At 73.4% G+C, this 12786-nt stretch carries 9 protein-coding genes; 8 read left to right on the top strand and 1 reads right to left on the bottom strand.

Annotated features, from left to right (window positions below; genetic code table 11):
- Positions 1-41 precede the first annotated feature (41 nt).
- Positions 42-578, bottom strand: coding sequence for an HNH endonuclease (locus tag DVK44_RS09350; RefSeq protein ID WP_114665015.1), 537 nt, complete (start codon positions 576-578; stop codon positions 42-44).
- A 294-nt stretch (positions 579-872) separates the two neighbouring features.
- On the opposite strand from DVK44_RS09350, the gene DVK44_RS09355 reads away from it, so the two are divergent.
- From DVK44_RS09355 to DVK44_RS09390, 8 genes are all read left to right on the top strand, one after another.
- Positions 873-1955: a mechanosensitive ion channel family protein gene (locus DVK44_RS09355; RefSeq protein ID WP_114659238.1), complete on the top strand. Its 1083-nt coding sequence runs from the start codon at positions 873-875 to the stop codon at positions 1953-1955.
- Positions 1956-2107: 152 nt separating this feature from the next.
- Positions 2108-3373, top strand: a complete 1266-nt coding sequence (locus DVK44_RS09360; protein ID WP_114659239.1) for a 6-phospho-beta-glucosidase — start codon at positions 2108-2110, stop codon at positions 3371-3373.
- Positions 3364-4434, top strand: a complete 1071-nt coding sequence (locus DVK44_RS09365; RefSeq protein WP_228447059.1) for an N-acetylglucosamine kinase — start codon at positions 3364-3366, stop codon at positions 4432-4434. Before DVK44_RS09360 ends, DVK44_RS09365 begins: the two co-directional genes overlap by 10 nt.
- 238 nt (positions 4435-4672) lie before the next feature.
- Positions 4673-6085 carry a hypothetical protein gene (locus DVK44_RS09370; RefSeq protein ID WP_408055302.1) on the top strand — a complete coding sequence of 471 codons (1413 nt, stop codon included), beginning with the start codon at positions 4673-4675 and terminating at the stop codon, positions 6083-6085.
- A gap of 80 nt (positions 6086-6165) precedes the next feature.
- Complete coding sequence (locus DVK44_RS09375) at positions 6166-7167, top strand: glutamate ABC transporter substrate-binding protein (RefSeq protein ID WP_114665018.1); 1002 nt, start codon at positions 6166-6168, stop codon at positions 7165-7167.
- A gap of 78 nt (positions 7168-7245) precedes the next feature.
- Positions 7246-8571: a coiled-coil domain-containing protein gene (locus DVK44_RS09380; RefSeq protein WP_181957437.1), complete on the top strand. Its 1326-nt coding sequence runs from the start codon at positions 7246-7248 to the stop codon at positions 8569-8571.
- 61 nt (positions 8572-8632) lie between these two features.
- A complete protein-coding gene (locus tag DVK44_RS09385; RefSeq protein ID WP_114659240.1) occupies positions 8633-11296 on the top strand; it encodes a serine/threonine-protein kinase in 2664 nt (887 codons plus the stop codon).
- Positions 11297-11298: 2 nt separating this feature from the next.
- On the top strand, positions 11299-12717 hold the full coding sequence (locus tag DVK44_RS09390) for a PP2C family protein-serine/threonine phosphatase (protein ID WP_114665020.1): 1419 nt from the start codon (positions 11299-11301) through the stop codon (positions 12715-12717).
- Positions 12718-12786 lie beyond the last annotated feature (69 nt).

Below are 12786 nucleotides of genomic sequence, written 5' to 3' on the forward strand. Positions count from 1 at the left end.
GCGGGCACCCCTCCGCGCCAGAAGCCAAAAAAAGAAGGCCCCTAGGCGGAAATTCCGTCGATCCGGGCCACGGCGTCCTCCGCTCCGTACGGTTGCAGGTACGGCATCCAGCGCGGGTCGCGGTGACCGGTGCCGATGATCCGCCAGGCCAGTCCGGACGGTGGCGCCGGCTGGTGGTGCAGCCGCCAGCCCAGCTCGCGCAGATGCCGGTCGGCCTTGACGTGATTGCAGCGGCGGCAGGCGGCCACCACGTTGTCCCACACGTGCTGCCCGCCACGGCTGCGCGGAATGACGTGGTCGACGCTGGTTGCGACGCCACCGCAGTACATGCAGCGCCCGCCGTCGCGGGCGAAGAGCGCCCGGCGGGTCAGGGGGACGGGGCCCCGGTAGGGGACCCGCACGAAGCGCTTCAGACGGACGACGCTGGGCGCGGGGATGACACGGGTCTCGCTGTGCATGAAGGCGCCGGATTCCTCAAGACAGAGGGCCTTGTTCTCCAGAACGAGGACGAGCGCGCGGCGGAGCGGTACGACGCCGAGGGGCTCGTACGACGCGTTGAGGACCAGGACATGCGGCACGGATGCCTCCTTGTACGCCGGCGGCACGTGGCTTCGTGCCGTGACGATCTGCTCCAGTCTCCCCTTATGCGAGGCCGAAACGCCACCACGTCCAGGTAACGGGCTCCGGGTGTTTTCGCCCACACGGGTCCCCCGAAGGGCCGCGGACCAGCCCGCACAAGGCTTGTGGGACCCGTACGGCTTCTGCGCGGGGAGCACGTGAGGAGTGTCTCTCCGGGGGCTCGGGGCACCGGTCGGCGCACACTGCCCCGTTAGTGTGGTTGGCCAGCCCGGCGATATCTGGAGGTTTCCGTCGTGTCCTGGTCCGCCCTGCCGAGCGCAGCCGACCCCACCCCAGCCGCCGGTTCGTCCGACCCCGTCACCCTGAACGAGGCGGCCGACCGGGCGAGCGCCGCGGCCAGCTGGGTGGAGGAGAACTGGGCCACGTGGCTGAGCACCGGGCTGCGGATGGTGCTGATCCTGGTGATCGCGCTCGTGCTGCGCCGGGTGATCCGGCGCGCGCTCACCAAGCTCATAGACCGGATGAACCGGGGCGCGCAGACGGTCGAGGGCTCCGCCCTGGGCGGGCTGCTGGTCAACGCCGAGCGACGGCGGCAGCGCTCCGAGGCGATCGGGTCCGTGCTCCGCTCGGTGACGTCGTTCCTGATCCTGGGCACGGCCGCGCTGATGATGCTCGGCGCGCTGAACATCAATCTGGCTCCGCTGCTGGCCTCGGCCGGGGTCGCGGGGGTGGCGCTGGGCTTCGGCGCGCGCAATCTCGTCACCGACTTCCTCTCCGGCGTATTCATGATCATCGAGGACCAGTACGGCGTCGGGGACACCATCGACGCGGGGGTGGCCTCCGGTGAGGTGATCGAGGTCGGGCTGCGGGTCACGAAGCTGCGCGGCGACCACGGCGAGATCTGGTACGTGCGCAACGGCGAGGTCAAGCGGATCGGCAACCTCAGCCAGGGCTGGGCCACGGCCGACGTGGATGTGGTCGTCCGGCCGACGGAGGACCTGGAGCGGGTCCGTACGGTCATCACCGAGGTCGCCGAGAAGCTCGCCAAGGACGACCCGTGGAACGAGCGGCTGTGGGGTCCGGTGCAGGTGCTCGGCCTCGACTCCGTCACGCTGGAGGCGGCGACGGTACGGGTCTCGGCGCGGACGATGCCGGGCCAGTCGAAGGGCATCGAGCGCGAGCTGCGCTGGCGCGTCAAGGCCGCCCTGGACGAGGCGGGCATCCAGCTGATCGGGGTGGCCCCTCCCGCTCCCGCCCCGTCGGAGACGGACCCGTCGGCGGGCGTCTCGGCGCCCTCGGCGCTGGCCAGCCCCACGTCGCCGCAGTCGCTGGCGACGGCGCCGATCCCGCCGGGTCCGACGCTCGCGAAGCAGTAGCCGGACGCAGCAGACAGCGCCCCCTCCCCCGGTCTCGTCCCGCCGTCCCCTCCCGCGGCCCCGTCGTCCGATGCGGAGCCCTGCGGTACGTTCAGCGCGTTCACCGTCACGCGCACCGCGCAACGCGCCGAGAACGAGGGGCCGATCATCGGATGAAGCTCGCAGTAGTAGGAGGTGGATCCACCTACACGCCCGAACTCGTCGACGGATTCGCCCGGTTACGGGACACCCTGCCCATCGGGGAACTCGTCCTGGTCGATCCCTCCGCCGAACGGCTCGGTCCGGTGGGCGGGCTGGCGCGGCGGATCTTCGCACGGCAGGGCCATCCCGGCCGTATCACCACCACCTCGGACCTCGACGCGGGCGTCGCCGACGCGGACGCGGTCCTGCTCCAGCTGCGCGTCGGCGGCCAGGAGGCCAGGCTCCAGGACGAGACTTGGCCGCTGGAGTGCGGCTGTGTGGGCCAGGAGACGACCGGCGCGGGCGGGCTCGCCAAGGCGCTGCGCACGGTCCCGGTCGTTCTCGACATCGCGGAGCGGGTCCGGCGCGCCAGTCCGGACGCGTGGATCATCGACTTCACCAATCCGGTGGGCATCGTGACCCGGGCGCTGCTGGGCGCGGGGCACCGGGCGGTCGGGCTGTGCAATGTGGCGATCGGCTTCCAGCGCCTGTTCGCGCGGCTACTGGACGTCGCGCCCGGCGAGGTCCATCTGGAGCATGTCGGGCTGAACCATCTGTCCTGGGAGCGCGGCGTACGGATCGGCGGCCCGGACGGCCCCGATGTGCTGCCCGCGCTGCTGGCGGAGCACGGCGGCGCGCTCGCGGAGCGGCTGCGGCTGCCGCGCGCGGTGCTGGACCGGCTCGGGGTGGTGCCCTCCTACTATCTGCGTTACTTCTACGCGCACGACGAAGTCGTGCGCGAGCTGGGGACCAAGCCGTCCCGGGCCGCCGAGGTGGCCGCCATGGAGAAGCGGCTGCTGGAGATGTACCGCGATCCGGCGCTGGACGAGAAGCCGGCGCTGCTGGCGGAGCGCGGCGGGGCGTTCTACTCGGAGGCGGCGGTCGATCTGGCGGCGGCGCTGCTGCGCGGCGGCGGCAGTCCCGTCCAGGTGGTGAACACGTACAACAACGGCACGCTCCCCTTCCTGCCGGACGACGCGGTCGTCGAGGTGCCGGCGCGGGTGGGCCCGGCCGGGGCGGTGCCGCTCGCGGTGTCCCCGGTCGAGCCGCTGTACGCGGGGCTGATCGCGCAGGTCTCGGCGTACGAGGAACTGGCGCTGGACGCGGCGCTGCGCGGTGGCCGGGACCGGGTCTTCAAGGCGCTGCTGGCCCATCCCCTGATCGGCCAGATCGCGTACGCCGAGGCGCTCACGGACAGGCTGATCGCGCACAACCGGGAGCATCTCGCGTGGGCGTGAACGGAGTTACGGGCGGAGACGCGGGCGGAGTTACGGGCGGAGCGGACGGGATCCTGGCCGTGGACGCCGGGAACAGCAAGACGGACGTGGCCGTGATCGGCGCCGACGGTACGGTGCTGGGCACGGCGCGCGGGGGCGGTTTCCGGCCGCCGGCGGTGGGTGTCGAGGCGGCGGTCGACGCGCTGGAGACGGTGGTCGCCGAGGCCGCCTCGGCCGCCGGGCGGCCGGTGCGGGGCGCGGTGGAGCATGTGTCGGCGTGTCTGGCCAACGCCGATCTGCCGGTGGAGGAGCGGGAGTTGGCGGACGCGCTGCGGGCGCGCGGCTGGGGCCGTACCACCGAGGTGCGCAACGATACGTTCGCGGTGCTGCGGGCCGGGCTGCCGGACGGCGCGCCGGTGCGGGGCGTGGCGGTGGTCTGCGGGGCGGGCATCAACTGCGTGGGGATGCTGCCGGACGGCCGGACGGCGCGCTTCCCGGCGCTCGGGCGCGTCTCGGGCGACTGGGGCGGCGGCGCGGGACTGGCCGAGGAGGCGCTCTGGTACGCGGCGCGCGCGGCGGACGGCCGGGGCGCGCCGACGGAGCTGGCGCGGGCGCTGCCGGGGCACTTCGGCCTGGCGTCGATGGACGAGCTGATCGAGGCGCTGCACCGGGGCCGTATCCCGGGCGCGCGCCGGCACGAGCTGCCGCCGGTGCTGTTCGCGACGGCGGCGGCGGGTGACGCGGTGGCCGCGGCGGTGGTCGGCAGGCTGGCCGAGGAGATCGTGCTGCTGGTGACGGTCGCGCTGGACAGGCTCGGGCTGCTCGACAAGGCCGCGCAGGAACCGGAACCGGAACCGGAGCCGGTGCCGGTGCTGCTGGGCGGCGGGGTGCTGGCGGCCCGCCACCCCCTCCTCAACGGCCGGATCGCGGAGTTGCTGGCGGTCGCGGCGCCGGGGGCGGTGCCCGCGGTGGTGACGGCGCCACCGGTGCTGGGCGCGGGTCTGCTCGGGCTGGACCGGCTGGGGGCGGAGGCGCCCGCCCATACCCGGCTGGCGCGGTATTACGCGGAAATCAGGGGGTAATCCGGGTCGTCGGCGGGGAAGTTCATTCGAACGCGTAGGAACGACCGCGTGGGGGAACCGATCATGAGGGCCGGGGCGTATTCATGGTGGGGAGACCAGAAGCCACGCCCGTGTGCTCCGTACAAGATCCAGTCAAGCCTGATGTGGTTGACGGTCCTTGCGGTCATACTGCTGGCCAGGAGTTCTCCCCGGACCCGCGGGAGGCGGGCCGTCGTCGAACGACCGAGGGGGAGGCCACGTGACATACCCGCCGAATGTGCGCACCGCGCCACCGCCGGCTCCGACGCATGCGCCCACCCCTGCCGTCACTCCGCCCGCCGGTCCGCCCGCGGAACCGCCCGCGCGGGCCGCCGCGTGGACGGAGACCAGGGACCGGCTGCGCGCGGCGGCGACGACGGAGCCGGGCCGGCTGAGAATCATCGGCGCGGCCCTGGCCCTGCTGGTCGTGGCGTTCGGCGCGGTCACGGCCTGGGAGGTCTCCGACCGCTTCGCCGCCGCGGACAACGTGGTGAACCGCAGTCAGACGCTGAGCGTGGACGCGGCGGACATCTACAGCTCGCTGGCCGACGCCGACACGGCCGCGGCGAGCGCCTTCCTGTCCGGCGCCCCGGAGCCCGCCGAGTTCCGCGACCGGTACGCGGAGGACATCCAGCGGGCGTCCCGGCTGCTGATCGAGGCGGCCACACACACGGACAGCGCCAGCACCTCGGGCCGGCAGATCACCACGCTCAACGAGGGACTGCCCGTCTACACGGGGCTGATCGAGCAGGCCCGCGCCTACAACCGGCAGGGCCTGCCGCTGGGCGGCGGCTATCTGCGGTACGCGAACGAACGCATGACCAACGAGCTGCTGCCCGCGGCCGAGAAGCTGTACGCGGCGGAGACGGCCCGGCTCGCGGCGGACAGCGACGACGCACGGCGGTGGCCGTTCGTCTCGCTGGCGCTGGGGGTGCTGGTGCTCGCCGCGCTCCTCTGGGCGCAGCGGCGCAACTACCGCCGGACGAACAGGGTGTTCAACCAGGGACTGGTGGCGGCGACGGCCGCGTCCCTGGTGCTGCTGGTGTGGCTGGCGGCCGGGCAGACCTTCGCGCGGGTGGATCTCAAGAGCGCGCAGACACACGGTCAGGCGTCCCTGAAGGTCCTCAACGACGCGCGGATCGAATCGCTCAAGGCGCGCGCCAATGAGAACCTGACCATGGTCGCCCTGGGTTCGGTCCTCACCCCGGACCGCAAGCACGACAAGTACGAGATGGACTACCGGACGGCGATGGCACGACTCAGCACCGCGCTCGACAGCGCCCGGCGGCTCGCCGACAACGGCGCGGAGGGCGAGCGGGTGGACGCGGCGCGCGCCTCGGTCGCGCAGTGGACGGCGCGCCACAAGGAGGCCCGTACGGCGGACGCGGCCGGGGAGTACGGCACGGCGGTGGCGAAGGTCATCGGCGGCGCGGACTCCACGCGCGAGTCGTTCGACGCCGTGGTGAGCGCGCTGGATGTCTCGCTCGGCAAGAAGCAGGCGGAGTTCAGCGCGTTCGCCTCGGACGGCCGGCGGGCGCTGAACGGGCTGGCGATCGGGGCCGGCGCGCTGGCCCTGGTGGCGGCGGCGGGGGCCGTCCTGGGTATCGGCCGCAGGCTTTCGGAGTACCGGTGAGAGGGGGAGGGATGACCTTCAAGGACAGGCTCCGCCGTTTCCGCGGGCGCCGTCCGTCCAGCACGTTCCGCCCGTCCGGCATGTCCGGCCCGTCCGGCACGTTCCGTACGTCCGGCAGGTTCCGCGGCTGGGGCGGGGTCTCGGCGATGGTGGCCGCCTGTGTGCTGACCGGGACGCTGACCCTGCTGCCGCTGTCCTCCGTCGCGGACGGGGAGGACTACGCCCCGGAGCGGATCTCCACGGCGGTGCCGGCCGCGGCGGACGACTGCGAGCCGCAGGCCAGCCGGGTCGGGCCGTCGACCGAGGACGGCGACGCCATAAAGGCGATCAAGGCCCGCAAGGTCCCCAAGCTGATCGTCGGCATCGACCAGAGCAGCTACCGCTGGGGCTACCGCAATCCGCTCAGCAAAGAGCTGGAGGGCTTCGACATCGATCTCGCCCACGCGATCGCCGAGGAGATACTCGGCGACCGGGACGCCATCACGTTCCGGGCGATCACCACGGGCGAGCGGGTCGCCGCGCTGGAGGACGGCACCGTCGACCTCGTCGTCAGGACGATGTCGATCAACTGCGAGCGGATGAAGGAAGTCGCCTTCTCGACGGCCTACTTCGCGACGGGGCTGCAACTGCTCGCCCCGGCCGGCTCGGACATCACGGGCTACGACGACTCGCTCAAGGACAAGCGCGTGTGTTCCGCGCAGGGTTCGACGGCGTACAACAAGCTCCAGGCCGATCCGCAGGGCACGGCGGCCGACGACCTGACGGTGCCCAATCAGCTGGACTGCCTGGTGCGGCTCCAGCTGGGCGACGCCGACGCGATACTGACGGACAACTCCCTGGCCGCCGGGCTGATGGCACAGGACCCGGCGATCGAGCGGGTGGGCGAGCAGTTCCAGATGGAGTACTACGGAGTCGCCGCCAAGCTCACCAACACGGACCTGGTGGCCCGGGTGAACCAGGCCCTGGAGGACTACCGGGCGGGCGGGGCCAACAGCCCCTGGATGGTGTCGTACCGCAAGTGGCTGGCGGCGGGGCTGCCGGGGCTCACGGCACCGCCCAAGGCGCTCTACAAGGCCGGCTGACCGGGGAGGGCGCCGACGGAGGCTCGCGGGGACCGGTGGACGGCCGGATCGGTGGACAGCAGAGCGGAGAGGTGATCGATGGGCGGCACGGGCTCCTTCCCCGACGCGACGGCGAGACCGCCCGGACCGGTGATGGACCGGGACGAGGCGGACCGGGCTCTGGCGCGCCTGGAAGCGGAGCACGAGGCCATCGAGACCTCGCTGCTCGCCCTCCAGGACCACGCGGGCCGCAGGCTCCTCGAAGGCGCCGAGCTGACCGGCACCACCAAGGACCGCTGGACGGTGGCCGAGCGGTCGATCGCCCTGCTGTGGACGTACTTCGACAGCTATACGGCCGCGCTGCACGGTGCCAGGGAGACCCGGGCGCGGCGGCGCTGGCCGAGCCGGGACGATCTCGTGGAGCTGACGGAGACCCTGCGCGGACGCGGGGTGACGGTGGCGGGCGCGGCGGGGCCCGCGGCCCCCGGCAGCCCGGCCCTGCTCTCCGAGCACCTCACCCTCGCCGAGCTGGTCGCCCGGATGAACGAGCTGTACGCGTCCTCGCTGGACATGGTCGTGACGGCGGACGCGGTGTGGTCGGCGCTGCCCGCGCGGATCGACCTGCTCGCGGCGGAGCTGCGGCGCACCCTGTCGCTGGCCCACTCCGTGGGGGTACGGCCCGGGGAGCATCCGGCGGGCGACGATCTGGAGTCGATCACGCACGAGCTGGCCACCCTGCGCGCGCAGGTGGTCTCCGACCCGCTGGCGTTCTGGCGTCCCGCCGCCGGGAGTTCGGCCCCGGGCGGCGGCCGGCCCGACACCGAGCGCTACGACCGGGCGGCGCTCGCCCTGGAGGAGGTGCGGCGCGAGATCGAGGCCGTGCTGTACGTACGCCAGGACTCGGAGCAGCGGCTGCTGCGGCTGCGCGACGTGCTGTCGCGCGCGGACCGTACGCTCACCGAGGCCCGGTCGGCGCGCGGCGAGGTGCTGGCGAAGATCGCGGCGTCCGAGGTGCCCGCCGTCAGCGGTCCGCTGACGGCCCTCCAGGAGCGGCTGTCGACCGCCGCCGAGTACCGCAGACACGCCCAGTGGCACCGGCTGTCGCCGCTGCTGGAGTCGCTGGAGCGGGACGCGGAGGACGAGCTGCTGCGGGCCCGCGAGTCCCTGACGGCGGTCACGGCGCCGCTCGCGGTCCGCGCGGAGCTGCGCGGCCGGCTGGACGCGTACAAGGCGAAGGTCGCGCGGCACGGCATGGCCGAGGATCCGGTGCTGATCGAGCGGTACGACACGGCGCGCCGGATGCTGTGGAGCGCGCCGTGCGATCTGCGCGTCGCGGAGGAGGCGGTGCTGCGCTATCAGCGCGCGGCGGCGGAGATCCTGGTCCCGCGCGGGCCCGGCCCCGCCGACAGGGGGGCCGGCGCGTGAACGCGGCCCGGAGACCGGCCAGGAGACCGGCCGGGAGAACAGAGAGTGAGCGGGGGGACGGATGAGCGGGACGAACACATGTCAGCGCCCCGGCTGCGAGGGCTCGTACGAGGACATGGGCGGCGGTGAGCTGTACTGCGACACCTGCGGGCTGGCTCCCGTGGTCGCGCCCGACGGAAGGCTGTCCTCGCCGCCCACCGGCCTGACGAGCGGCGGGCACGGCGGCGCGAACAGCGGCGGCGACGAAGGCCGTTCGGGCCGGGCGAGCGGCCGGGGCTCGGGGAGCGGGGATTCCTCGCGGTCCTCGTCCCGCGCCTCGTCGCGCGCCTCCTCCCGGGCGTCCTCGCGCTCGTCCACGTCCCGGCGTTCGGTCTCGGGGCGGCTGTCGCGCACGCTGGCCGGGGAGCTGTCGACGCGGTCGGTGTCGGTCCGCAGCTCCGGTTCGTCGCGGGGCTCCTCGGCGCGCAACCGGCTGGGCGCGGGTCTGGTCACCGTGCCGGACGTGCCGCGTCCCGACCCGCGCGGCGCCGTCATGACGAACCCGGAGGTGCCGGAGCGCAAGCGGTACTGCTCGCGCTCGGACTGCGGGGCGCCGGTGGGCCGTTCGCGCGGGGACCGCCCCGGCCGTACGGAAGGGTTCTGCACCAAGTGCGGGCACCCGTACTCGTTCGTGCCGAAGCTGTACGAGGGCGATGTGGTGCACGGCCAGTACGAGGTGCTGGGGTGTCTGGCCCACGGCGGTCTCGGCTGGGTGTATCTGGCGATGGACCGGGCCGTCTCGGACCGCTGGGTGGTCCTCAAGGGCCTGCTCGACACGGGCGACCAGGACGCCATGGAGGCGGCCATCTCCGAGCGCCGCTTCCTCGCCGAGATCGAGCACTCCAACATCGTCCGCATCTACAACTTCGTGGAACACCTCGACCAGCGGACCGGCTCGCTCGACGGCTACATCGTCATGGAGTACGTCGGCGGCAAGTCGCTCAAGGAGATCGCCAACGAGCGGCGCACCCCCTCCGGGCGGCGCGATCCGCTGCCGGTCGAGCAGGCGTGCGCGTACGGTATCGAGGCGCTGGAGGCGCTCGGCCATCTGCACAGCAGGAACCTGCTGTACTGCGACTTCAAGGTCGACAACGCGATCCAGACCGAGGGCCAGCTCAAGCTCATCGACATGGGCGCGGTCTGCCGGATGGGCGACGACGAGGCGGCGATATACGGCACGGTCGGCTATCAGGCGCCCGAGGTCGCCGAGGTCGGCCCGTCGGTGGCCTCCGACCTGTACACGGTCGCGCGCACCCTCGCGGTCATGACGTTCGACTTCCAGGGCTATACGAACGTGTACGTGGACTCGCTGCCCGACCCGGCGAACATCGAGGTCTTCCACCGGTACGAGTCGTTCTACCGGCTGCTGGTGCGGGCGACGGACCCCGACCCGGCGCGGCGGTTCTCCTCGGCGCAGGAGATGGCCGAGCAGCTGACGGGGGTGCTGCGGGAGGTCGTGGCGCTCCAGTCGGGTCTGCCGCGGCCCGCGCTGTCGACGCTGTTCGGTCCGGAGCTGCGGGTGACGGACAGCGAGCTGTTCGCGGAGCTGACGGAGGATGTCTCACGGCTGGGCGGCCGGGCGGCGGCCCCGGCCGGCCGGATCGGCGTCGGCAGGAGCGGTGGACAGCCGAAGGCGCTCACCACGGGCGCTCTTGAGCGTTCAGCCACGGGTACGGGTACGGCGGCGGAGTCGGCGGAGCCCCTCGCGGACGGGCCCCGGCTCGCGGCGCTCGACGCGCGGGCGACCTCGCTGGCCCTGCCCGTACCGCTGGTGGATCCGACCGATCCGAACGCCGGTTTCCTGGCCGGGCTGATGGCCTCCGCGCCCGCCGATCTGCTCGCCGCGCTGGCCTCGGCGCCCGCCGACTCGGTGGAGCGCGGGCTGCGCGAGCTGCGCGCCCGGCTGGAGATGGGCGACCCCGGCTCCGCCGCCGAGGTGCTGCACTCGCTGGAGGAGGAGCGCTCCGACGACTGGCGGATCGTCTGGTACCGGGCGGTGCTCTCGCTGGCGACGGGCGATCACGAGACGGCGGCGCTCTCCTTCGACGCGGTCTACGACGCGTTCCCCGGTGAGCCCGCCCCGAAGCTGGCGCTGGGGGTGTGCGCCGAGGTGCTCGGGCAGCTCGACAACGCCGCCGAGTACTACCGCCTCGTCTGGACGACCGACCCGAGCTATGTCAGCGCCGCGTTCGGGCTCGCCCGGGTGCAGCTCGCCGCCGGTGACCGGGTCGGTGCCGTACGGTCGCTGGAGTCGGTGCCCGAGTCGTCGATCCACTACACGGCGGCGCGGGTCGCCGCCGTACGGGCGCGGCTGCGGCAGCGCGGCCTCCAGCAGGCCGTTCCGGCGCCGCGCGCTCCCGGCGCCGTTCCCGAGCCCGCGCTGATAGACGATCTGACGGCGGCGGCCCAGCAGGTCTCCGCGCTCGGCCAGTTCGGTCTGGACGCGGTGCGGCGCGAGCAGCTGTCGACGGAGGTACTGGGCACGGCGCTGGACTGGGTACTCTCCGGTAGTCCCGGGGTACGGCCCGCGCAGGCGCTGCTGCTCGGCAGTGAACTGGACGAGCGCGGCCTGCGTTTCGGACTGGAACGCTCGTACCGGGTGCTTGCCCGGCTCGCTCAGCGCGGCGAGGAGAGGATCGAACTGGTGGAGCGGGCCAACCGCTTCCGCCCCCGGACGTGGGTGTGATGATGTCCCAGAAGAACCGGTCGGCAGCGAAGCCGACCTGCCCCGGCTGCACGGAGCCGCTGGAATCCGGCGACCGGTTCTGCGGGGTGTGCGGCTACGACCTGTCGGCCGTCGCACCGCGTCCCGGGGAGCAGCCCACCCTGGTCATGAAGAGCCCGGAGCCGACGATTCCGCCGCCGCCCGAGGCTCCGCCCGCTCCCCCGGCGGCTCCCACCGCGCCGGGCGCTCCGGTTGCCGGGGTGCGGTGGCCGACGGCCACGGGCGTGGACGGCTCGGGCGCGCCCGTACCCGTCCATCTGCCCGACGAGGTGCCGGGGCTCGACTCGAACGGCACCCGGATCCCGTCCCACACGGGTGACTTCGAACTGCCCGCACCGGCACCGGCCCCCGCGCCCCCGGCAGCAGCCCCGGCGGCAGCGGCACCCGTACCGGCGGCGGCACCGGCCGATCCGCGGACCACCGTCCTCGACCCGGTGCCCGCGGCCAACACCAAGCTCTGTGTCGCCTGCCGCGCCGGCCGGGTCGACACGGACGGCTACTGCGAGAACTGCGGACACGCGCAGCCCCGCGAGCGCGACCACATCGAGCAGGAGCTGAGCACGGTGGCCGCGGTCAGCGACCGGGGCCTGCGCCACCACCGCAACGAGGACGCGTTCGCCGTGTCGACCGCCGCGCTGCCGGACGGCTCGCCCGCCGTGGTCGCGGTGGTCTGCGACGGGGTCTCGTCCGCGACCCGCCCGGACGAGGCGTCGGCCGCCGCCGCCGCGACGGCGAACGAGTGTCTGCTCGCCGCCCTGGAGCACGGTACGCACCCCCAGCAGGCCATGCACGAGGCGATCGTCGCCGCCGCGGAGTCGGTCAACTCCCTGGCCGAGGCGGTCCCCGGCACGCCGGAGCACGATCCGCACCACCACCGCAACGCCCCGGCGTGCACGATCGTCAGCGCGGTCGTGGCGAACGGGCTGCTGGTGATCGGCTGGATCGGCGACAGCCGGGCGTACTGGGTGCCGGACGACCGTACGTGCCAGTCGGCCCGGCTCACCGAGGACGACTCGTGGGCCGCGCAGATGGTCGCCGCGGGCCTGATGAACGAGGCGGAGGCGTACGCGGACGCGCGCGCCCACGCCATCACGGGCTGGCTCGGCGCCGACGCGTACGAACTGGATCCGCACACGGCGTCGTTCAAGCCGGACCGCCCCGGATGCGTGGTGGTCTGCACGGACGGGCTGTGGAACTACGCGGAGGGCGAGGAGGAGATGGCCAGGGCGCTGCCCTCCGACGCCTCGCTCCGGCCGCTGCACGCGGCCCAGGTTCTGGTGGGGCACGCGCTCGACGGAGGTGGCCACGACAACGTAACGGTGGCCGTACTCCCGTTCGCGCTGCCACCGCGAGGGGCAGGATCCGGCTGCGTCACCCTGTAACGACCCGGCCGTGAGCACCGCACGGCCCGCCGTCGCCCCGGGTCACCGGCGCGCGGCGGCACGGGCCCC

The organism is Streptomyces paludis (assembly GCF_003344965.1).
Taxonomy (GTDB): Bacteria; Actinomycetota; Actinomycetes; order Streptomycetales; family Streptomycetaceae; genus Streptomyces; species Streptomyces paludis.

What these genes read in the sequence shown, in the direction of transcription:
- DVK44_RS09360 (WP_114659239.1), top strand. Translation starts at nt 2,108, where the DNA reads ATGAAGCTCGCAGTAGTAGGAGGTGGATCCACCTACACGCCCGAACTC.
- DVK44_RS09375 (WP_114665018.1), top strand. Translation starts at nt 6,166, where the DNA reads ATGTCCGGCCCGTCCGGCACGTTCCGTACGTCCGGCAGGTTCCGCGGC.
- DVK44_RS09380 (WP_181957437.1), top strand. Translation starts at nt 7,246, where the DNA reads ATGGGCGGCACGGGCTCCTTCCCCGACGCGACGGCGAGACCGCCCGGA.
- DVK44_RS09385 (WP_114659240.1), top strand. Translation starts at nt 8,633, where the DNA reads ATGAGCGGGACGAACACATGTCAGCGCCCCGGCTGCGAGGGCTCGTAC.
- DVK44_RS09390 (WP_114665020.1), top strand. Translation starts at nt 11,299, where the DNA reads ATGTCCCAGAAGAACCGGTCGGCAGCGAAGCCGACCTGCCCCGGCTGC.